Raw genomic sequence first — 20517 nt, forward strand, 5'->3', positions numbered from 1 at the left:
TCGTGTAAGCAATTACGATTTCTGGTTTTTCGGACAGATTCCCATCAATCTGCGGTCCTCGGTAATAGTCATTCTTAAGTAAAACCTTATTTTTCATGCAACAATAAAAAATTGAACTCAGCTTTTCATTAAAAACAAAAACACCATTTCATTTTTAAAAATGAGAAAAAGGAGATACGCAATATCGGTGTTTTAATTTATGCTTTCAGAGAATTACGTATGATATTCAGGATGGATTAAATGGAGAGTTCTGTAGATCGCCACGTGTTTTATATTTCTGATGGAACCGCTATCACCGCCGAAGTATTAGGCCACGCGGTCATGTCGCAGTTCCCTGTTACTGTAAGTAGTATAACGCTTCCATTCGTGGAAAACGAAAGCCGTGCCAGAGCCGTCAAGGAACAAATAGATGCTATCTATCAACAGACCGGCAACCGGCCGCTGGTTTTCTATTCCATCGTCCTTCCGGAAATTCGCTCTATTATTTTGCAAAGCGAAGGATTTTGTCAGGACATCGTGCAGGCGCTGGTTGCCCCATTGCAGCAGGAATTAAAACTCGATCCCACACCGATTGCGCATCGTACACATGGGCTCAATCCAGGTAATTTAACCAAATATGACGCCCGAATTGCAGCGATTGATTACACTCTCGCGCACGATGATGGTATTTCACTGCGTAATCTCGATCAGGCGCAGGTGATTTTACTGGGTGTTTCCCGTTGCGGTAAAACACCCACCAGTCTCTATCTGGCAATGCAATTTGGTATTCGCGCAGCAAATTATCCTTTTATCGCCGACGATATGGATAACCTCATTCTTCCCGCAGCCCTGAAGCCATTGCAACATAAATTATTTGGTCTGACCATTAATCCAGAGCGTCTTGCCGCGATTCGCGAAGAACGCAGGGAAAACAGTCGGTACGCGTCGTTACGCCAGTGTCGGATGGAAGTGCAGGAAGTTGAAGCACTTTACCGCAAGAACAATATTCCTTGTCTCAACAGTACCAATTACTCGGTGGAAGAGATCGCGACAAAAATGCTCGACATTATGGGGCTGAATCGCCGCATGTACTAACAGACTAGTACGAGAGTTCAATGTGCGCTATCATATGCGGCAATGATGTGATGCGCGTCACAGTCAGACTTGTAATAAGCCGGGATTGGTTTAAGGTGATGCGCATTACTTCCGGCATTTCTGCCCATGAAGCACACCTTTTTTGAGATTTCTGATGAATAAAACCGATGAACTTCGCACTGCGCGCATCGACAGGTTGGTGACGCCATCTGAACTGGCGCAGTTGCACCCTGTTAGCGCAGAAGTCGCGGAGCACGTAACGCATTCCCGTCGCCGGATCGAAAAAATCCTCAATGGCGAAGATCGTCGCCTGCTGGTCATTATTGGCCCTTGCTCCATCCACGACCTTGATGCGGCAATGGATTATGCCCGCCGCCTTAAGACATTACGGGAAAAACACACTGCGCATCTGGAAATCGTGATGCGCACCTATTTTGAAAAACCCCGCACCGTTGTGGGCTGGAAAGGGCTGATTTCCGATCCAGACCTTAACGGCAGTTACCGGGTCAACCACGGTATCGAACTGGCACGTAAATTACTGTTGCAGGTAAACGAACTTGGCGTCCCCACGGCGACGGAGTTCCTTGATATGGTGACAGGTCAATTTATCGCCGACTTAATCAGTTGGGGAGCGATTGGCGCACGGACCACGGAAAGTCAGATCCACCGGGAAATGGCCTCCGCGCTCTCTTGCCCGGTAGGCTTCAAAAATGGCACCGACGGCAATACCCGTATCGCAGTAGATGCCATTCGCGCCTCGCGTGCCAGCCATATGTTTCTCTCCCCCGATAAAAGCGGGCAGATGACCATCTACCAGACCAGTGGTAACCCGTACGGCCATATCATTATGCGTGGGGGGAAAAAACCCAACTACCATGCCGAAGACATTGCGAATGCCTGCACGACATTGCGTGAATTTGATCTGCCGGAACATCTGGTGGTGGACTTCAGTCATGGCAACTGCCAGAAACAACACCGTCTGCAACTGGATGTCTGCGATGATATTTGCACGCAGATCCGTAACGGCTCAACCGCGATTGCCGGTGTGATGGTGGAAAGTTTCCTGCAAGAAGGGACGCAAAAAATCGTGAGTGGTCAACCGATGGTGTATGGGCAATCCATTACCGATCCTTGCCTGAGTTGGGAAGACAGCGAAGACCTGCTCGTCAGATTAGCTGACGCAGTAGCAACACGCTTTTGATCCTCTCCCGCCGTTCGCGGCGGGAATCCCCTTTTCTCCCTACGTCTTCCTGGGGGATCAGCCGCAAAACAGCGACGTGCCCCTTGCCTCTCACGCCAGAATATTGATAATGATTCTCATTGTTAATACAGATTTTGCTTTGAGCTGAGATGTCGCATATGGATAGCACGACGATGCCCCCGGTCAGATCCCAGGAAAACGCCACGCATATCATTCCCACCGATCGCCGCATCAGCAGTCAGATACTGCTGGGCGACGAAGGACGTGTGGTGATTGAGCACAAAGGCCAGCACTATCTGCTACGCCAGACCCACGCAGGAAAGCTCATCCTCACCAAATAACAGCCCGTTAGCTTGAACAGCTCACTTCAAGACGTTTACCCCAGTCCGGCGGACGATGGACATAGTCATCATGGCGATCGATAAAGGGCTGACGAAGCGCGTCATGAAGTTGTTTCAGCTCTGCATTATTGCCCTGCTCCGCGGCTTCTATGGCACGCTGTGCCAGCCAGTTTCGCAAAACGATTGCCGGATTGGCGCTTTTCATCCGTTGTTGCCGCTGTGCATCATCAATGTTTTCCGCCTGGAGACGCGCACGGTAATCCGTGAACCAGCGATCAAACGCTGCGCGATCGATAAATTCATCACGCAGCGGTGAACTGGCGCTGTGCTGTTCCGTCAGACTCAGCATGCGGAAAGTACGGGTATAATCGCTTCCTTCCCGCGCCATTAATGAGAACAACCCATCCAGCAACTGGTTATCACCTTGCTGCTGACTCACGAACCCCAGCTTGCGGCGCATTAACACGCCATACTCTGTCAACAGCACATGCTGATACTCATCCAGCGCTGCGTTTAACGCTTCGACAGCGATAAACGGCGACAGCGACTGCGCCAAACGCTGAAGATTCCACAAGGCAACGGCGGGCTGGTTATCGAAACTGTAACGCCCCTGATAGTCCGAATGATTGCAAATGAAACCCGGTTCATAATCATCCAGAAAACCAAACGGGCCATAGTCAATTGTCAGTCCGAGGATCGACATGTTATCTGTATTCATGACGCCATGAGCAAACCCCACCGCCTGCCAGCGGGCGATCAGTGCCGCTGTGCGCCGTACGACGTCACGGAACCAGACCACATATTTATCGCCTTCATCGTGTAACGCTGGCCAGTGATGGCGGATCACAAAATCTGCCAATTGCTGCACTTTTTGTGGCTCGCGGCGATAGTAGAAGTGCTCGAAATGCCCGAAACGCACGTGACTTTCGGCAATACGCATCAGCATTGCGCCCGATTCCCGTCGCTCACGCATCACCGGCGTCTCACTGGTCACGATACTGAGCGCGCGCGTAGTGGGAATACCGAGGTAATGCATCGCTTCCGATGCCAGGCTCTCGCGAATTGTCGAACGCAGCACCGCACGGCCATCTCCCATGCGCGAATAAGGCGTCAGCCCAGCCCCTTTCAGATGCCAGTCTCGGGTAGAGCCATCCTGCAATTGCTGTTCTCCAAGCAGGATACCGCGCCCGTCGCCCAGTTGACCGGCCCAGACGCCGAATTGATGTCCACTATAGACTTGTGCCACTGGCGACATGCCCGGAAGCAGTGTTTCGCCGCCCCAGACGCCCGCCCCGGAAGTGGGTTGGAAAAGGGCATCCGGTACGCCCAGCTCACGCGCCAGCGGTGCGTTACGCCAGATCAGCCGCGCATTATCAAGCGGTGTCGGTGACAACGCGCTATAAAATTCTGGCAACTCGTCGCGCCAGTGGGTAGTAAAAGACAGGGTCATGGTTCCTCCTGCTTTTAGTGTAGTGCCTTCAGCGACGATTAAACACGGGGGAAAAGCAGGGCTATGGATGTATCAGCGAGGTGATCATCGATACAGTCACCGCTGGCCACAGTGCGCCTTGCATGGCGCTGAACTGGAATGGAATGGCCTTTTTTAACGCAAGCTCATTATCGATACCGGTAATCATGATCGAACGACAGTATGGTTCAATTTGCGAAACGATCGCCCGCATAAATGGCTCAAATGAATGGGAAGATAATCGTTGATGAACGAAGTTTTTATCTAACGCCACACCTTTAAACAGGCCATCGAAAATGGCTTTGGTCGACGCAGCACCAGAACCAAAATTTGCCAGCACTAACGGATATCGTTTCGCCAATAGAGACAATATCTGATTTTCTTTACCCATATTCAGACCGGGATAGTTCTCATTGATGGTAAATTCCAGGAAGGGGAATTTATCCACGCGAGCAGCAAGTTGTTCATTCGATAACAAAGCATCAACAATAAGCGGGGAAATATTTATCCAGGCAATTAACTGATGTTGTATAAAAAAGAGTTGGCAGGTTTCAAGCAACGCAAGCTGCTCAGCAAACAGCGCCAGCGTCTCGTCTGGCGTCAGGCGTGGCAAGACCAGCTCTGTGGGCGCACGAACAGTACTGTCGCTACCCACAAAGTTTACAATAATCTCCAGCCCCTGAAGCATTCCGTTACCATTTTTCGCAGGCAGTAATAAAAGCTCGGAGCGATATGTGTCATCCAGCGATACAATCATTGTGCCAGTCCCGCATTAAGGGTGAAGTCCGGCATTCTTAAACCCAGGTAAACATAATTCAAATTTGTTGATTTTAATGAGATTAACTTCATTTTTTTCCATTTAATATTCAGATTCTCCTTAATCCTTATTAAGTTTTAGCAGCTTAGAAAACTAATAAGCCACGATTCCAGAGCCCAGTGTACGATAAAATTAATTAATATTATAAATATTAATTAGCAGAAACATCCTGGTTTAATAAACGTGAATGCTCAAAACAAAAGAGAAGCGACTACTCTCGCTCCTCCTCTCGCTTTCCCCGACGCACGACGAGCACGATATGACTCAAATCCGCCGTGCCTGCCAGAAATTCTTACGCCAGTAAACGTTATCAAGAGAGGAACGCATCACCCCACGACTGGTCGATGCATGAATAAACGCGTGGTCAGTATCATAAATGCCAACATGCAGCCCATTTTCGCCAGAGCCGGTTTTAAAGAACACCAGATCACCGGGCAGCAAATCGTCTTTATCGATCCTTGTGCCAATTTCCGCCTGCTGACGCGTTTCCCGCGGGAGTTGGAGGGCAAACTTATCGCGGAATGTCATCATCACGAAGCCAGAGCAATCAATGCCCGAACGACTGGTTCCCCCGTAGCGATACGGCGTACCGTTCCATTCACTAAGCTGATCATTCAGATTAGCAATAACGGTAATCGAGTCGGACAATCTCGGGTTAGGTGGCGGTGCGCGATGCGAACTACATCCTGCAAGGAATAGCGCTGCGGCCACAAGAAACCAGATACGCATTCTGGACCAAGCCTCGTTCTTTCTTTTCTCGGAATAATCTACCGTGGGAGTACGATATGTGGCAAGTCACGTTTTTGTCACGTCACGGGGATCAGCATCGAATGGCCTTCGATTTCCAGCCGCCGGAAGGGTACGCCGTAAGCCACCTCAAGCATTGATGGCACCAATACGTCCTGCCCTGCACCATTGGCAATCAGCTTGCCACCATTCAATAACCATGCCTGATGGGTATGCCGTAACGTGTGGTTCAGGTCATGGCTACTCATCACCAGCGTAATGCCTGACGCCACCAGTTCGCAGAGCAGCTTATCCAACGCGGCTTGCTGTGCAATGTCGAGACCATTCATTGGCTCATCCAGCAACAGAAGCTGCCCGGACGGATTACCGCGCGGGTGGATCTGTAATATCACCGCGGCAAGACGCACGCGCTGCCATTCCCCGCCGGAAAGCTGGTTCACTGCCCGATCCAGTTTATCGTTCAGCCCCAGTTTCCCGGCGATCTCCAGCAATAAGGCGCTTTGCGCGCCATCGGGCTGATGCAACGACAGGTAATGCCAGACTGGCATGGCGAAAGGCGGCGTTTGTTGCTGGGCAAGGTAAGCACGATGGCGCGCCAGTTGCGTCGCAGGCCAGCGCTCCAGAGGCTGTCCATCGAATAGCACACATCCCTGCCCGCCAGACAATCCTGCAAGGCGGGTCAATAAGGTGCTTTTCCCCGCACCGTTAGGCCCCACCATGTGCAGGATCTCTCCACGACCAATGGTTGACGTTATCGGACCCAGTCGACCCGCAGCCCCCACATCCAGCAATTGCAACAGCATCGGTATTATTTCGCCAGTGCGTCTTTAATGGCTGCCAGCAAGAGCGGATCTTCCGGTGTCATATCCGGCGAGAAACGTTGGATCAGATGACCATCGCGACCGATAAGGAATTTTTCGAAGTTCCACAAAATGTCACCCGGCTCCTTCGGCGCACGCCCTTTACTCTCCATACGCTCATAGAACCCACTGCCTTCAGGCGCAACAGCCACGGGCGCTGCAGCAATCAATTTTTTATAGAGCGGATGACGAGATTCTCCGTTGACCTCTATTTTGCTGAACATCGGAAAGGTCACGCCATACGTGGTGCTGCAAAACGTTTTGATCTCTTCTTCGGAGCCAGGCTCCTGGCCGAGGAACTGGTTACAAGGGAAGCCGAGCACGCTGAACCCTTCGTCGCCTAACGTCTTCTGGAGGTTTTCCAGTTGCTCATACTGCGGCGTCAGCCCACATTTCGAGGCAACGTTAACCACCAGCAGCACATTACCGCGGTAGTTTTCGAGCGTGGTGTTTTCACCCTCAATGGTCGTGACGTCAGTTTTCAGAATATCCTGTTGCATAGCATCCCCTTTGTTGATGTTGTGGTTGTCAGACTTAGCGCCCAACTTTTAATAATAGCCAGATAAACACCGGTGCGCCCAGCGTGGCGGTTACGACACCTATTGGTAACTCAGCGGCGCTTAATGCAAGACGGGCGACAACATCGGCAAAGAGCAACGCCGATGCGCCAGTTAACGCACAGGCGGGCAATAGCACCCGGTGATCGGTCAGACCGCATAATCGTAGGATATGCGGGATCACCAGACCGATAAAACCTATTGCCCCGGCAAGCGCGACGCTGACACCCACCATCCAGCCCGTAGCGACCACCAATACATTACGCCATAACCATAATGGCAATCCCAGCTGTCGCGCTGACACGTCCCCCAGCGCCAGCACATTAAGTGGTGCCGACTGCAAACAGATCCACCCCATAACGGGCAGCAGCGCAAGCATCAACCAGCTCTGTTGCCAGTCAACACCACCAAAACCGCCCATCATCCAGTACATCAATTGGCGTAAATCGAACGAGGTTGAAAAATAGACCGCCCAGGTGGTTAATGCTGTGCAAATAATGCCGAGCGCAACACCAGCCAGTAACAGCCGACTGGTAGAAAGATGTCTGCGAGCAAAACGCAGCAGAATCAGCGTCACGATAAGCGCACCGGCGATAGCACAGACACCTAGCGCCCAAGTGGGTAGCATGCCGCCACCGAGCAGAACAGCGGCAATCAGGCCAACACCGGCGCCACTGGAGACGCCCAGCAGACCCGGTTCAGCCAGCGGGTTTTCAAATAAAGCCTGCATAACGGCACCGGAGAGCGCCAGCGCTGCGCCGACCAACAGTACCGCCAATGTGCGCGGCAGACGAATTTGCCAGACGAAGAGTTGCCCGCCGGGGGTAAACCAGGCATTGGGAGCAATCCATTGTTCACCCGCGCACAGGCTGAAAACGAGCGCGAACAGTAAAAGCAGCGATAAACCGCATAGCCAGCGGCGATTGCGTTGCTGTTGGAGATGAGCGTATGCCAGCATGTTTTCCGTGATGCCCGTCAGTCAGGTGACTGATTTTAAGGTTGATGCGGCGCGCTGAAAAGAAAAAAGGCCGCATGGCGGCCTTTTTAGTTAGTTCATATCACTCAGCTTTGGGCGAAGCGTTTTCGACACGGCTTTTTAACTTCTGACCGGGTCTGAAGGTCACCACGCGCCGGGCTGTAATGGGAATATCTTCGCCCGTTTTCGGGTTACGTCCCGGACGTTGATTTTTGTCGCGCAAATCGAAGTTGCCAAAGCCGGAGAGTTTTACCTGCTCACCGTTTTCCAGAGCACGACGGATCTCTTCGAAAAACAGCTCTACCAGCTCTTTTGCGTCCCGCTTGCTAAGCCCTAGCTTATCAAACAGATATTCTGACATTTCAGCTTTTGTAAGCGCCATAGGTTCAATCCCTCAATGATGCCTGGAATCGCTCTTTTAATGCCTCTACACATCTGGCAACGGTAGCGGCAATCTCCTCTTCTTCGAGTGTACGGCTGGTATCCTGAAGGATCAGGCTAATGGCAAGGCTCTTATACCCTTCCTCTACACCCTTACCGCGGTACACGTCAAATAAGTTTACGCCAACTACCTGATTTACGCCAACTTTCTTACATTCACCCAAAACATCTGCTGCAGCCACATTTTCAGCGACGACAACAGCGATATCACGACGGTTTGCAGGGAAGCGAGAAATCTCCTGAGCCTGAGGAACCACGCGGTCTGCAAGCGCATTCCACTCCAGTTCAAACACCAGCGTACGACCATTGAGATCGAGTTTACGCTCCAGCTCCGGATGGACTACCCCAATGAAACCTATACGTTTATCTTTCAGATAAATCGCGGCGGACTGCCCCGGATGCAATGCCGGATTCGCCTCTGCGCGGAACTCGATCGCCGATAATTTGCCCGTCAACTCCAGGACCGACTCCAGGTCGCCTTTCAGATCGAAGAAATCGACGCTGCCTTTCGCCAGATCCCAGTGCTCTTCATAGCGGTTACCGCAAATTGCACCCGCCAGCATCACATCCTGGCGGATGCCCAGGTTTGCCTGAGTATCCGGAACAAAACGCAAACCAGTTTCGAAAATGCGAACGCGGCTCTGCTGACGGTTCTGGTTATAAACAATGGTGCCAAGCAGACCGGTCCACAGTGATAAGCGCATTGCCGACATTTCACTGGAGATCGGGCTTGGCAGGATCAGGGCTTCTTCCCCCGGGTGGATCAACTGTTGCAGTTTCGGATCGACGAAACTGTAGGTGATCACTTCCTGGTAGCCTTTATCGTTCAGCAGCGTTTTCACGCGCTTAAGCGACAGGTTCGCTTCGCGGTGCGAACCCATGATCAGACCAGCCTGCACTGGCTCATCCGGAATATTGTTGTAGCCGTATACACGCGCCACTTCTTCCACCAGATCTTCTTCGATTTCCATATCGAAACGCCAGCTCGGCGCGACGGCCAGCCACTCATCCTGACCTTCGGTCACTTCACAGCCCAGGCGGTTCAGAATGTCGCTTACTTGCTCATCGGCAATGTGATGGCCAATCAGGCGATCCAGTTTGCTGCGACGCAAGCGGATAGTCGCTCGTTTCGGCAGCGTCGCCTCGTTTGTCACGTCAATTACCGGGCCTGCCTCACCGCCACAAATGTCCAGCAACAGGCGGGTAGCCCGTTCCATGGCTTTGTACTGCAGTTGCGGGTCAACGCCACGCTCATAGCGATGGGACGCATCCGTATGCAAACCATGACGACGCGCGCGACCGGTAATAGAGAGCGGATTGAAGAAGGCGCACTCCAGCAACACGTTCTGCGTTTCAGCGTTCACACCGGAGTGTTCACCGCCGAAAATACCGCCCATCGCCAGCGCTTTGTTATGATCTGCAATCACCAGCGTATCTGCGTTCAGCTTCGCTTCACTGCCATCGAGCAATACGAGAGTTTCACCCTCTTTCGCCATACGGACGACGATACCGCCATCCAGACGATCGCGGTCAAAGGCGTGCATCGGCTGACCCAGCTCAAGCAGAACGTAGTTGGTGACATCCACCACCGCATCGATAGAACGAATACCGCAGCGACGCAGTTTCTCTTTCATCCACAGCGGCGTTGGCGCTTTTACGTTAATGCCCTTCACCACACGACCAAGGTAGCGTGGACAGGCTTCAACGGCCTCTACTGTAATCGGCAACGTGTCGTTGATCGTTGCAGCAACCGGCGTCATTTCTGGTGCTACCAGCGGTGACTTATTCAGTACCGCCACATCGCGTGCCACACCAATAATACCGAGGCAGTCAGCACGGTTCGGAGTAACGCTGATTTCGATGGTGTTATCATCAAGTTTCAGGTACTCACGAATATCGGTGCCAATCGGCGCATCCGCCGGCAGTTCGATAATGCCGCTGTGATCGTCAGAAATACCCAGCTCAGAGAAGGAGCACAGCATACCTTCAGACGGCTCGCCACGCAGTTTTGCCGCTTTGATTTTGAAATCACCCGGTAACACCGCGCCGACGGTTGCAACGGCCACTTTCAGTCCCAGACGGCAGTTTGGTGCGCCACAGACGATGTCCAGCAGACGATCGCCGCCAACATTGACTTTTGTTACGCGCAATTTGTCAGCATTTGGATGCTGAGCGCACGCCATCACTTCGCCCACGACCACGCCGTGAAACGCCCCGGCTACCGGCTCAACGCCGTCCACTTCGAGGCCTGCCATCGTGATTTGGCCCGACAACGCTTCGCTATCAATGGACGGATTGACCCATTCGCGTAACCACAGTTCACTGAATTTCATTGTTTTGCCTGCCTTTATTTAAACTGTTTGAGGAAACGCAAATCGTTTTCGAAGAATGCGCGCAAATCTGTCACGCCATAGCGCAGCATGGTAAGACGCTCCATCCCCATACCAAATGCAAAACCGGAGTAAACTTCCGGGTCAATGCCAACATTGCGCAGCACGTTCGGGTGTACCATACCGCAGCCCAGAACTTCCAGCCATTTGCCGTTTTTACCCATCACATCCACTTCCGCAGAAGGTTCAGTGAACGGGAAATAAGACGGACGGAAACGGATCTGCAGATCCTCCTCAAAGAAGTTACGCAGGAAGTCGTGCAACGTACCTTTCAGGTTGGTGAAGCTGATGTTTTTGTCAACAATCAGCCCTTCCATCTGATGGAACATCGGCGTATGCGTCTGATCGTAATCGTTACGATAGACGCGGCCTGGCGCGATAATGCGGATCGGCGGCTGCTGGTTTTCCATGGTACGGATCTGCACGCCAGAAGTCTGGGTGCGCAGCAGGCGGGTCGCATCGAACCAGAAAGTGTCGTGGTCAGCACGCGCCGGGTGATGGCCCGGAATGTTCAGGGCGTCGAAGTTGTGGTAATCGTCTTCGATTTCCGGACCTGTCGCGACGGTAAAGCCGAGCTCACCGAAGAAACTTTCAATGCGGTCAATAGTACGGGTAACCGGATGCAGCCCCCCATTTTCGATACGGCGACCTGGCAGAGAAACATCGATGGTTTCAGCCGCCAGACGCGCGTTCAGCGCTGCGTTTTCAAGATCGGTTTTACGGGCATTCAGCGCCTGCTGAACCTGCTCCTTCGCTTCATTGATCACGGCCCCGGCAGCCGGGCGCTCTTCCGGCGGCAGCTCACGCAGGGTGGTCATTTGAAGGGTCAGGTGCCCTTTCTTACCCAGATATTCGACGCGAACGTTGTCCAGCGCGGCGACATCCTGGGCATCGTTAATGGCTGCCTTTGCACCGGCAACCAGCTCTGCGAGATGTGACATGGTTTTCCTCGTTATATGACGATATTTACACGCGGCAGATACAAAAAAAGCCTCCACAAGGGAGGCTTTCTGGCGCTGTTTTCCGTTTCTTCTTTCACGCGCTAGCCTCCTGGAGTCAGGTGCTAAAGTAAAAAAAGAAGCGGAAAATAGCAGCATTCATGCTTGCGTTACCTTAACCGGGTAAGTGAGCTGTGATGACTTATTGAAAGCGTATCACGGCGAAATGTCAATGCATTGATAATGTTAAAGCAAAAGAGGGAGCCAGGCTCCCTCTCTTAAACTGGCTTACGCCAGAGCTGCTTTCGCTTTTTCAACCAGGGCAGTGAATGCCACTTTGTCGAATACGGCGATGTCAGCCAGGATCTTACGGTCGATTTCAACAGAGGCTTTTTTCAGGCCGTTGATGAATTTGCTGTAAGAAATACCGTTCTGACGTGCTGCTGCGTTGATACGTGCAATCCACAGTTGACGGAACTGACGCTTTTTCTGACGACGGTCACGATAAGCGTACTGACCAGCTTTGATAACAGCCTGGAAGGCAACACGGTAAACGCGAGAACGCGCGCCGTAGTAACCTTTAGCTTGTTTCAAAATTTTCTTATGACGTGCACGTGCAATCACACCACGTTTTACGCGAGCCATGGCTCTCTCCTGTATCTATATTCTAATTAAAAAGTTAAAGGTTAACGACTTATGCGTACGGCAGGCACGCGATTACCAGGCCCAGATCGCCTTTGGAAACCATGGCTTTCGGACGCAGGTGACGTTTACGCTTGGTAGCTTTTTTGGTCAGAATATGACGCAGGTTAGCGTGCTTGTGTTTAAAACCACCTTTACCGGTTTTTTTAAAACGCTTCGCAGCACCGCGTACGGTTTTGATTTTTGGCATTTTTTAACTTCCACTTCGCATTGTTAATAAACGAAACATAGGCGAACTAAACCCGCAGGCTTGTGGCCCACAGGTTTAATTACTTGATGGCCTTACTGTTTCTTCTTAGGAGCAAGCACCATAATCATCTGGCGGCCTTCGATCTTCGTAGGGAAGGATTCGACCACTGCCAGTTCATTCAGATCGTCTTTCACGCGATTAAGCACTTCCATACCGATCTGTTGGTGGGCCATCTCACGACCGCGGAAACGCAGCGTAATCTTGGCCTTATCGCCCTCTTCGAGAAAGCGAATCAGGCTGCGGAGTTTTACCTGATAGTCGCCTTCATCTGTACCAGGTCGGAATTTAATTTCCTTAACCTGAATAACTTTTTGCTTCTTCTTCTGTTCCTTTGAAGATTTGCTCTTTTCATAGAGGAACTTGCCGTAATCCATTATACGGCAAACTGGCGGCTCGGCGTTAGGGCTGATTTCAACTAAATCTACCCCGGCTTCTTCAGCTTTTTCCAGAGCTTCTCTCAGACTCACAATACCAAGCTGCTCGCCTTCCAGACCTGTTAAGCGAACTTCCAGAGCACGAATCTCGCCATTGATACGATTGGGACGCGCCGTTTGAACTCGTTTTCCGCCTTTAATACTTTATTCCTCCAGTTGTTGAAGACTGCGGCTGCGAATCTCTTGTTGCAGCTTCTCGATAACTTCATTTACGTCAAGGCTACCCAGGTCTTTACCACGACGGGTACGCACGGCAACTTTACCGGCTTCAACCTCTTTATCACCACAAACCAGCATATAAGGGACGCGACGTAAAGTGTGCTCGCGGATTTTAAAGCCAATCTTCTCGTTTCTCAAGTCTGCTTTTACACGAATGCCCGCATTTTGCAGTTTACGCGTCAGTTCGTTAACGTACTCAGCCTGAGAATCGGTGATGTTCATCACGACGACTTGCACTGGAGCAAGCCATGTCGGGAAGAAACCGGCAAACTCCTCGGTCAGGATGCCAATAAAGCGCTCCAGTGAACCAAGAATTGCACGGTGAATCATAACCGGCACCTGACGTTCGTTGTTTTCGCCAACATATGAGGCGCTCAGACGAGACGGCAGAGAGAAGTCGAGCTGTACTGTTCCGCACTGCCATGCACGATCGAGGCAGTCATACAGTGTAAATTCAATTTTCGGGCCGTAGAAAGCGCCTTCACCCAGTTGGAATTCAAACGGGATGTTGTTTTCTTCCAGCGCAACCGCCAGATCCGCTTCCGCACGATCCCACATTTCGTCGCTACCAATACGTTTGTCAGGACGCGTTGACAGTTTGACGACGATTTTCTCGAAACCAAAAGTGCTGTACATATCATAGACTAAACGGATGCACGCGTTCACTTCATCGCGAACCTGCTCTTCCGTACAGAAGATATGCGCATCGTCCTGCGTAAAGCCGCGAACACGCATCAGCCCATGCAGCGCACCTGATGGCTCGTTACGATGACAGCTACCGAACTCCGCCATACGCAGCGGCAGATCGCGGTAGGATTTCAGACCCTGATTAAAGATCTGCACGTGTCCCGGGCAGTTCATCGGCTTAATGCAGTACTCACGGTTCTCGGAAGAGGTCGTAAACATTGCATCTTTATAGTTGTCCCAGTGCCCGGTTTTTTCCCACAGCACGCGGTCCATCATGAACGGGCCTTTCACTTCCTGATACTGATACTCTTTCAGCTTGGAGCGTACAAACGTTTCCAGCTCACGGAAGATAGTCCAGCCATCGTTATGCCAGAAGACCATACCCGGCGCTTCTTCCTGCATATGATACAGGTCGAGCTGTTTACCGATTTTACGGTGGTCGCGTTTGGCGGCCTCTTCCAGACGTTGCAGATAAGCATTCAGTGCTTTTTTATCTGCCCACGCGGTACCGTAAATACGCTGCAGCATTTTGTTGTTACTGTCACCGCGCCAGTAAGCGCCCGCAATTTTCATCAGTTTAAAGTGATGGCAAAAACGCATATTCGGCACATGCGGACCGCGACACATGTCGATGTATTCCTGATGATGATACAAGCCCGGCTTGTCATCATGCGCGATATTCTCATCAAGGATGGAGACTTTGTAGCTTTCGCCGCGTTTAACAAACGTCTCGCGGGCTTCATGCCAGCTTACTTTTGTCTTGATGACATCGTAGTTGCTCTCGGCGAGCTCGTGCATACGTTTTTCGAGCGCGTCGATATCTTCCTGGGTCAACGTATGGTCAAGGTCAATGTCATAGTAAAAACCATTGTCGATAACCGGACCAATAGCCATTTTGGTGGTTGGCCAGAGCTGTTTAATAGCATGACCTAACAGGTGCGCGCAGGAGTGACGGATAATTTCCAGACCTTCTTCATCTTTCGCGGTGATGATGGCAAGGTTTGCGTCGCTCTCGATCACATCAGAAGCATCGACCAGTTCACCGTTTACACGGCCAGCAATACAGGCTTTCGCCAGTCCCGGACCGATATCCAGCGCGACATCCATTGGGCTTACAGCATGGTCATAATGGCGTTGGCTGCCATCAGGAAGCGTAATTACAGGCATTTCATTTCCTTATTTGCAGTGGTGCCCCACACGAAAGAGCACATACAAAATTAAATAATATATTTATATCAGCACGTTAAATGTGGTTCTTTGCTTCACTCTGCAAATTGTGCACCTCTGGATGTACAAAAATCCGACAGGCGCCCGCATTCACGGGTTGATAACGCCACCCAATAGTACACGGCATCGGCGTGACATAAAAGCGTGAACAGAATCATAATCCTGGTGTTTGGGACATTGCTTAACGCAGTGTTACCCGACGTTTTCGACGGGCTTTATTTGTAAGTTATCCGCGACAGAGAAGATTACATATTTACAACAATGACAATTCCAGGTGAAATTGCAGTGTGTTGCTGTGAATTCTGGCAATCAGAATGAAAAGGAATTTTAAAAATCGTTTATGTAATCTGAGGTTTATCTGATTTTAAGGCGCTATCCCAACTGGCTGCTAAAGCGTCAGCTATGGGTGGCTATCATCAACGCCTAACTAACTGATAAAGAATGGAAATAATATATCCGGTTATTGTTATCGCGCTGGTCGCGATCATTATATTTTCGTTTTATAAGCACTACAGCATGAAGTCGTCCAGGAACCTTCCCGGCCGGCATAAAAAGCGCCATTAATCAAAACTCACTCAAAAAGGCACGTGTTCAGCGTGCCTTTTTCTGATCAACTCAAGCCTGATAACCTAAGGCGCGGATCACCTCTTCCATCGCTTCCTGAGTCAGCGCTGAACGTTTAATCTTTTGGTTTGCCAGCATGGTTCTGACAAGGCCCGCAATCACGATATGTTTGGGCTCCTGCCCGAGGTCACGCATTTCCAGCACCACCTTGCCAACCACCCGGCACATTTCCTCATATAACACGTCGTCTTTTGCCTTCCCCATTACGCCTCCGTTTAGCGTCATTTTTATTAGTCAATTTACGTTTGCAGGTGTATCTAATAAAGAAACTAATACGTATAGCATTTCTCCGCATTTAGCATAGGGTGTGAGATGTTCTTTGTAACGTATAACGTTTCACGCTTCTTTCCCTTCCGCTGCGTGCGGATTTCACGCCGGAAGGGCATTTTTTTGCTCAGCGTTAACATCCCCCTGAAAATTTGCGTTAAAGGTAATCAGCAAGCCTGCCGATTAATGATTCATTAGCGATCTGAATGAATCAACCACGGTAATGCAAGCGATCAACTACAACGAAATGACGGGGCTGAATCTGTCCATCAGATCCGCCACAGCATCGACGCTTCAGGAATCGATTGAGCGGTTGTCATCGGGCTCACGGATCAATAGCGCCCGGGATGATGCGGCGGGGCAAGCTATTAGCAACCGCATGCGCGCCAGCGTTAACGCCGACCATGTCGTCTCCCGCGGTCTGGATGACGCCATCAGTATGGCGCAAACTGCCGATGGCAGTCTTAGCACGGTTAGCGAGTTATTGATCCGTGCCAAAAGTCTGGCCATCCAGGCCGGAAACGGCACCTTATCTGAGGGCGATCGTCAGAGCATTCATAACGAATATCAAAGTATTCTGGAGAACATCCAGTCAATTTCTGAAGGTACGGAGATCTTCGGTCGCTATCCGCTGGCAACCGATACTCCGGAACTGCCGCCGGAGTTGATTGGCAACGTCCCGCCGTTAAGCGTTAAATTCCCTGCTCAGGGCGTCAATTACACTTTCAGTTCCGGCATTGTATCGCTGGCCTATATCCCGGCGGGTTCGAAAAACATCGCAATTACTATTGATTCATTGGGGCTGGATGATGACATTCAGTTATTCACCCGCGATGGCAAGCATCTGGCAGGAACGCCAATCAACGGCACCACTGCGGACTACACCTGGAAAAGTCGTAGCATCACCAGCTCAGCTAAAGCCACCAGCAAGGTACTGACGGAAGCGAATGGTTTTCAGCATGGCGCAACCTATGATGACACCATGCTGATCGAAGGCGGCGCGTCATGGGCGCTCAACGGCAGCGAAACCCTCGCGTATAACGGCATGACGATCAGCTACAGTGGCGACGGTGACCGTTATGAACCGGGTAAAGCTTTCAACGATGGCAGCAACGGTTCGAACAGGCTTGAACGCCTGAAAATCGATAATGTAACGGAAGATCTGGTAGTGATGGTGGTAGGCAGTGGTTCATTCACAAGTAACCTGACCTGGGGCGATCTGCCAGAGCCCACCCTCACCCCAGCGGAACCACCGAAACAAAGCCGGCCCTGGGAAGTGGTGACCAGCGCCAGCTATGGCGACGAAGTACAAGCTACGACCATGCCAACCACACCTTCGGACGTGAAATCACTGGGGCTCACCAACACCGAGTTGCGCTCAACGGCAACGGCCAGTATCGCCATGGGGGCGCTCGACAAAGCGCTGGATAAAGTCAGCAGCTACCGCGCGCAATATGGTGCGTTTATTAACCGCTTCGAATCCAATAAATCCGTACTCGCGCAGCAACGTATTGCCACACAGGCAGCGAAAAGCCGTATTGAAGATGCCGATTACGCGATGGAAGCCAGTAAGCTGGTGAAAGCGCAAATATTGCAACAAGGACAGGATGCGGTATTGAAAGTGGCCAACCAGTCGATTGAAAATATCCTTTCGCTTCTGCGAAGTTAACTCATAAAAAATGTTAAATAATCAACCATTCATTATTCACATCAGTTTTCGTCAAGAACCTATCAGGTTTATCTAACACGCTTTACAGTTCGATTATTAATACAAAAAAACCGGTACAGCATTATCCGGTTTTTCAAAGCTAATGAATTAACTCAGAATGTAATTAATTCCACTCACCCGCAACCAGTGTATGGGCGTCGAATGCAGCGGCATTGGTGTTATGTTCAGTCTGCGCAACAGGCACCATGTTGGAACCCGCTTCAATGTTGGTGATGTTCGTGTTGTTCTGGCTCGCAGTCGTGGTAACAGAATCCGCGGCGAAGACACCAAAGGAGAGTGCAGACAGCACGACAGCCGCGGCAGCAGTATTGATATTTTTCATGATGAATTTCTCTTTCTTGAATAAACACATGACTGTTTGGGTGTGTTTTTTACCCGTGCAATCAGTGTAGATCTGGATCACACTTTTGCACAGTCAATTTATTTATCCATTCGTGTCAAATAAACTGAATATGTTTCATTTTAATTAATTATGAAGAAATTAAGGAGGGAGAATATTTACTTAAATAAAATTCAATAAACGCTGCGGAAAATAGCACGAATGAACAAATTAAAACAAGGGGCCGGTATTTCCGGCCCACTCAATTACATTTTATAGCCTAACGTTACCGTGGTTCTGCGATCGGTATGATCCGGCGCAGTTGACGGCGGCTGGGAGTTCCAGGTCAGGTTATAAGCGACTTTCAGCGCGAAATGCTCGTTGATAGCCACGTTCAGCGCCGTCTCGGAGTTCACCGTGGTATCGTCCGCGCCAAATACGGAAACGCCTTGGGTGAATTTCGTGTTGTCGCTAATTTGCCACGCATAGGTACCGGATGCATAACCCAGTGCTGTGGTTTTGGTGTCGCCATCGGTGTACTTGTCGTAACGCACACCCGGACCAAATTCAAAGCGCAGGCTGTGTACCGGGCCGTTCAGGATCTGGCGACCATAACCGGCAGTAAACACATCACGATCGCGGTAACCATTGTAGCGGTCAGTCAACCAGCTCGCCTGGCCAAACAGATAATCGTAATCCGTCAGGTTATAACGGCTACGACCACCTACAGCGTATTTTTCAGACGAACGTTCATCATTTGCCGAGGTGTTGCTGGCATTTCCCCACAGAGACCAGGCCGTTCTGCTACCGTACCAGGTCAAGGTGGAGTCGGCAGTCAAAGAAGAACTCTTTGTGTTGCCGGACTGAGCAAGATAGCCACCGTTCACGCTACCTTCGAACGGTTTTTTTGCAGTTGCAGGGTCATCCATGACAGTAAAAACGGTGTCACTGGCGACAGCATTCATCGACGCAAGCACGCCCGCAGCCATAAACAGTGCGGGTACTGTCTTCAAAAGCTTCATTTATTTAGAGTCCGTACAGCAAAAAAAGAGACCAACACGGTCCCGGAATCTTTCATAAGGATCAACGACCAACGGTCCAAAGAAAGGTAACAAATTATAAAAAGGCCAGTTAAACATATCAATGAAATCTTATTTGATTTTTTGAATAAGAGAGATCTCAAAAAAGAGCATTTGGTTATTAATCCTCACCGTTCCCAAACTTAATTTCAGCCTGCAAATCATACTGTTATTTACTTTCCCTTCTGCGCAATCGGTGCCAGGCTTAAAACAACCAGATAAAAAGGAGGTCATGATGGTTCCGGTATATACGCTGACGTTAGCGCCCTCTCTGGATAGCGCAACGCTCACGCCACAAATTTATCCTGAAGGTAAGCTCCGTTGCAGCGCCCCGGTCTTTGAACCCGGCGGCGGCGGCATTAATGTTGCCCGCGCCATTGCACATCTGGGTGGCCGTGCCACCGCGCTGTTCCCGGCAGGCGGTGCAACCGGCGAACACCTCACCGCACTGCTGGCCGATGAAAACGTGCCCACTGTTGTCGTAGAAGCGAAAGACTGGACGCGGCAAAATTTGCACGTTCACGTCGAGTCCAGCGGTGAGCAGTATCGCTTCGTGATGCCCGGTGCTGCCTTGAGTGAAAGTGAATTTCGCCAACTGGAAGAGAAAGTGCTCACCATCGAATCGGGCGCCATTCTGGTGATCAGCGGCAGTCTGCCACCGGGGATCCAGGTTGAGAACCTCACACAGTTGATCAAGGCGGCCCAACACCAAGGTATCCGCTGCATTGTTGATAGTTCGGGAGAGGCGCTCGCCGCTGCCCTGTCAATTGGTCATATTGAACTGGTAAAACCGAATCAGAAAGAGCTCAGTGCGTTGGTCGGCCGGGAACTCACTCAACCCGATGACGTACGTATTGCCGCTCAGGAGATTGTGAACAGCGGCAAAGCGCTACGTGTTGTGGTGTCGCTTGGGCCACAAGGGGCGCTGGCCGTCGACGCCAACCAATGCGTGCAGGTGGTGCCGCCTCCGATGAAAAGCCAAAGCACCGTCGGTGCTGGTGACAGCATGGTCGGCGCTATGACTTTAAAGCTGGCGCAAAACGCTCCGCTCGACGATATGGTGCGCTTCGGTGTTGCCGCCGGTAGCGCCGCCACCATTAATCAGGGCACGCGTTTGTGCGCGCTACACGATACGCAAAAAATTTACGACTATCTGTGTAATCGCTGACA

The 20517-nt window shown here is 51.0% G+C and carries 22 protein-coding genes and 1 other annotated feature; of the genes, 5 read left to right on the forward strand and 17 right to left on the reverse strand.

The genetic code is table 11. The annotated features are described in order from the left end of the window. The first annotated feature begins 240 nt into the window (after positions 1-240). The 3 genes from ppsR (at position 241) to hemP (ending at position 2616) form a co-directional block, all read left to right on the forward strand. On the forward strand, positions 241-1074 hold the full coding sequence (gene ppsR / locus O9K67_RS14360; RefSeq protein ID WP_061495103.1) for a posphoenolpyruvate synthetase regulatory kinase/phosphorylase PpsR: 834 nt from the start codon (positions 241-243) through the stop codon (positions 1072-1074). Positions 1075-1228: 154 nt separating this feature from the next. Beyond that, positions 1229-2275, forward strand: coding sequence for a 3-deoxy-7-phosphoheptulonate synthase AroH (aroH, locus tag O9K67_RS14365; RefSeq protein ID WP_061495101.1), 1047 nt, complete (start codon positions 1229-1231; stop codon positions 2273-2275). Between the two features lie 173 nt (positions 2276-2448). Then, the gene (gene hemP, locus O9K67_RS14370) at positions 2449-2616 is read left to right on the forward strand and encodes a hemin uptake protein HemP (RefSeq protein ID WP_408612874.1); all 168 of its coding nucleotides are present in this window, start codon (positions 2449-2451) and stop codon (positions 2614-2616) included. Between the two features lie 7 nt (positions 2617-2623). Here hemP and selO read toward each other — a convergent pair whose 3' ends face one another. From selO to fumD, 15 genes are all read right to left on the reverse strand, one after another. Continuing rightward, positions 2624-4066 carry a protein adenylyltransferase SelO gene (selO, locus tag O9K67_RS14375; RefSeq protein ID WP_061495097.1) on the reverse strand — a complete coding sequence of 481 codons (1443 nt, stop codon included), beginning with the start codon at positions 4064-4066 and terminating at the stop codon, positions 2624-2626. 61 nt (positions 4067-4127) lie between these two features. Continuing rightward, positions 4128-4841 (reverse strand): EAL domain-containing protein, encoded by a 714-nt coding sequence (locus tag O9K67_RS14380; RefSeq protein WP_061495095.1) that lies wholly within the window; start codon positions 4839-4841, stop codon positions 4128-4130. A gap of 324 nt (positions 4842-5165) precedes the next feature. Then, entirely contained in the window at positions 5166-5630 is a 465-nt protein-coding gene (locus O9K67_RS14385) for an NlpC/P60 family protein (protein WP_061495093.1), read from the reverse strand. A 77-nt stretch (positions 5631-5707) separates the two neighbouring features. After that, entirely contained in the window at positions 5708-6457 is a 750-nt protein-coding gene (gene btuD / locus O9K67_RS14390) for a vitamin B12 ABC transporter ATP-binding protein BtuD (RefSeq protein WP_061495091.1), read from the reverse strand. Further along, positions 6457-7008 carry a glutathione peroxidase gene (locus O9K67_RS14395; RefSeq protein WP_061495090.1) on the reverse strand — a complete coding sequence of 184 codons (552 nt, stop codon included), beginning with the start codon at positions 7006-7008 and terminating at the stop codon, positions 6457-6459. Before O9K67_RS14395 ends, btuD begins: the two co-directional genes overlap by 1 nt. A gap of 34 nt (positions 7009-7042) precedes the next feature. After that, positions 7043-8023 carry a vitamin B12 ABC transporter permease BtuC gene (gene btuC, locus O9K67_RS14400; protein ID WP_061495088.1) on the reverse strand — a complete coding sequence of 327 codons (981 nt, stop codon included), beginning with the start codon at positions 8021-8023 and terminating at the stop codon, positions 7043-7045. A 100-nt stretch (positions 8024-8123) separates the two neighbouring features. Then, positions 8124-8423: an integration host factor subunit alpha gene (ihfA, locus tag O9K67_RS14405; RefSeq protein ID WP_006820203.1), complete on the reverse strand. Its 300-nt coding sequence runs from the start codon at positions 8421-8423 to the stop codon at positions 8124-8126. A 4-nt stretch (positions 8424-8427) separates the two neighbouring features. Then, positions 8428-10815: a phenylalanine--tRNA ligase subunit beta gene (pheT, locus tag O9K67_RS14410; RefSeq protein WP_061495086.1), complete on the reverse strand. Its 2388-nt coding sequence runs from the start codon at positions 10813-10815 to the stop codon at positions 8428-8430. 14 nt (positions 10816-10829) lie between these two features. Next, positions 10830-11813: a phenylalanine--tRNA ligase subunit alpha gene (gene pheS, locus O9K67_RS14415; RefSeq protein WP_061495084.1), complete on the reverse strand. Its 984-nt coding sequence runs from the start codon at positions 11811-11813 to the stop codon at positions 10830-10832. A 40-nt stretch (positions 11814-11853) separates the two neighbouring features. Next, positions 11854-11978: a sequence feature (Phe leader region), on the reverse strand. Continuing rightward, complete coding sequence (gene pheM / locus O9K67_RS14420) at positions 11929-11973, reverse strand: pheST operon leader peptide PheM (RefSeq protein ID WP_001386830.1); 45 nt, start codon at positions 11971-11973, stop codon at positions 11929-11931. Its footprint overlaps the feature before it by 45 nt. A gap of 120 nt (positions 11979-12098) precedes the next feature. Continuing rightward, positions 12099-12455 (reverse strand): 50S ribosomal protein L20, encoded by a 357-nt coding sequence (gene rplT / locus O9K67_RS14425; protein WP_013366084.1) that lies wholly within the window; start codon positions 12453-12455, stop codon positions 12099-12101. Positions 12456-12504: 49 nt separating this feature from the next. Further along, the gene (gene rpmI, locus O9K67_RS14430) at positions 12505-12702 is read right to left on the reverse strand and encodes a 50S ribosomal protein L35 (protein WP_001124225.1); all 198 of its coding nucleotides are present in this window, start codon (positions 12700-12702) and stop codon (positions 12505-12507) included. A 92-nt stretch (positions 12703-12794) separates the two neighbouring features. Continuing rightward, the gene (infC, locus tag O9K67_RS14435; protein WP_071532057.1) at positions 12795-13337 is read right to left on the reverse strand and encodes a translation initiation factor IF-3; all 543 of its coding nucleotides are present in this window, start codon (positions 13335-13337) and stop codon (positions 12795-12797) included. A gap of 3 nt (positions 13338-13340) precedes the next feature. After that, complete coding sequence (gene thrS, locus O9K67_RS14440; RefSeq protein ID WP_061495082.1) at positions 13341-15269, reverse strand: threonine--tRNA ligase; 1929 nt, start codon at positions 15267-15269, stop codon at positions 13341-13343. A gap of 675 nt (positions 15270-15944) precedes the next feature. Beyond that, positions 15945-16157, reverse strand: a complete 213-nt coding sequence (fumD, locus tag O9K67_RS14445; protein WP_061495080.1) for a fumarate hydratase FumD — start codon at positions 16155-16157, stop codon at positions 15945-15947. Between the two features lie 286 nt (positions 16158-16443). On the opposite strand from fumD, the gene O9K67_RS14450 reads away from it, so the two are divergent. Next, a complete protein-coding gene (locus tag O9K67_RS14450) occupies positions 16444-17889 on the forward strand; it encodes a flagellin N-terminal helical domain-containing protein (protein WP_061495078.1) in 1446 nt (481 codons plus the stop codon). A 163-nt stretch (positions 17890-18052) separates the two neighbouring features. On the opposite strand, the gene O9K67_RS14455 is transcribed toward O9K67_RS14450, so the two are convergent. Together O9K67_RS14455 and O9K67_RS14460 are read right to left on the reverse strand one after the other, a co-directional pair. Further along, complete coding sequence (locus O9K67_RS14455; RefSeq protein ID WP_061499985.1) at positions 18053-18271, reverse strand: hypothetical protein; 219 nt, start codon at positions 18269-18271, stop codon at positions 18053-18055. A 263-nt stretch (positions 18272-18534) separates the two neighbouring features. Next, positions 18535-19290 carry a DUF481 domain-containing protein gene (locus tag O9K67_RS14460; protein ID WP_061495076.1) on the reverse strand — a complete coding sequence of 252 codons (756 nt, stop codon included), beginning with the start codon at positions 19288-19290 and terminating at the stop codon, positions 18535-18537. A gap of 292 nt (positions 19291-19582) precedes the next feature. On the opposite strand from O9K67_RS14460, the gene pfkB reads away from it, so the two are divergent. After that, positions 19583-20515, forward strand: a complete 933-nt coding sequence (gene pfkB, locus O9K67_RS14465; protein WP_061495075.1) for a 6-phosphofructokinase II — start codon at positions 19583-19585, stop codon at positions 20513-20515. Positions 20516-20517: the final 2 nt, after the last annotated feature.

This window comes from Kosakonia oryzendophytica (assembly GCF_027886705.1).
Taxonomy (GTDB): domain Bacteria; phylum Pseudomonadota; class Gammaproteobacteria; order Enterobacterales; family Enterobacteriaceae; genus Kosakonia; species Kosakonia oryzendophytica.

What these genes read in the sequence shown, in the direction of transcription:
- O9K67_RS14460 (WP_061495076.1), bottom strand. Translation starts at nt 19,290, where the DNA reads ATGAAGCTTTTGAAGACAGTACCCGCACTGTTTATGGCTGCGGGCGTG.
- rplT (WP_013366084.1), bottom strand. Translation starts at nt 12,455, where the DNA reads ATGGCTCGCGTAAAACGTGGTGTGATTGCACGTGCACGTCATAAGAAA.
- hemP (WP_408612874.1), top strand. Translation starts at nt 2,449, where the DNA reads ATGCCCCCGGTCAGATCCCAGGAAAACGCCACGCATATCATTCCCACC.
- O9K67_RS14385 (WP_061495093.1), bottom strand. Translation starts at nt 5,630, where the DNA reads ATGCGTATCTGGTTTCTTGTGGCCGCAGCGCTATTCCTTGCAGGATGT.
- fumD (WP_061495080.1), bottom strand. Translation starts at nt 16,157, where the DNA reads ATGGGGAAGGCAAAAGACGACGTGTTATATGAGGAAATGTGCCGGGTG.
- thrS (WP_061495082.1), bottom strand. Translation starts at nt 15,269, where the DNA reads ATGCCTGTAATTACGCTTCCTGATGGCAGCCAACGCCATTATGACCAT.
- O9K67_RS14455 (WP_061499985.1), bottom strand. Translation starts at nt 18,271, where the DNA reads ATGAAAAATATCAATACTGCTGCCGCGGCTGTCGTGCTGTCTGCACTC.
- selO (WP_061495097.1), bottom strand. Translation starts at nt 4,066, where the DNA reads ATGACCCTGTCTTTTACTACCCACTGGCGCGACGAGTTGCCAGAATTT.
- pheT (WP_061495086.1), bottom strand. Translation starts at nt 10,815, where the DNA reads ATGAAATTCAGTGAACTGTGGTTACGCGAATGGGTCAATCCGTCCATT.
- aroH (WP_061495101.1), top strand. Translation starts at nt 1,229, where the DNA reads ATGAATAAAACCGATGAACTTCGCACTGCGCGCATCGACAGGTTGGTG.
- O9K67_RS14450 (WP_061495078.1), top strand. Translation starts at nt 16,444, where the DNA reads ATGCAAGCGATCAACTACAACGAAATGACGGGGCTGAATCTGTCCATC.
- btuC (WP_061495088.1), bottom strand. Translation starts at nt 8,023, where the DNA reads ATGCTGGCATACGCTCATCTCCAACAGCAACGCAATCGCCGCTGGCTA.
- ihfA (WP_006820203.1), bottom strand. Translation starts at nt 8,423, where the DNA reads ATGGCGCTTACAAAAGCTGAAATGTCAGAATATCTGTTTGATAAGCTA.
- ppsR (WP_061495103.1), top strand. Translation starts at nt 241, where the DNA reads ATGGAGAGTTCTGTAGATCGCCACGTGTTTTATATTTCTGATGGAACC.
- rpmI (WP_001124225.1), bottom strand. Translation starts at nt 12,702, where the DNA reads ATGCCAAAAATCAAAACCGTACGCGGTGCTGCGAAGCGTTTTAAAAAA.
- O9K67_RS14395 (WP_061495090.1), bottom strand. Translation starts at nt 7,008, where the DNA reads ATGCAACAGGATATTCTGAAAACTGACGTCACGACCATTGAGGGTGAA.
- pheS (WP_061495084.1), bottom strand. Translation starts at nt 11,813, where the DNA reads ATGTCACATCTCGCAGAGCTGGTTGCCGGTGCAAAGGCAGCCATTAAC.
- pfkB (WP_061495075.1), top strand. Translation starts at nt 19,583, where the DNA reads ATGGTTCCGGTATATACGCTGACGTTAGCGCCCTCTCTGGATAGCGCA.
- O9K67_RS14380 (WP_061495095.1), bottom strand. Translation starts at nt 4,841, where the DNA reads ATGATTGTATCGCTGGATGACACATATCGCTCCGAGCTTTTATTACTG.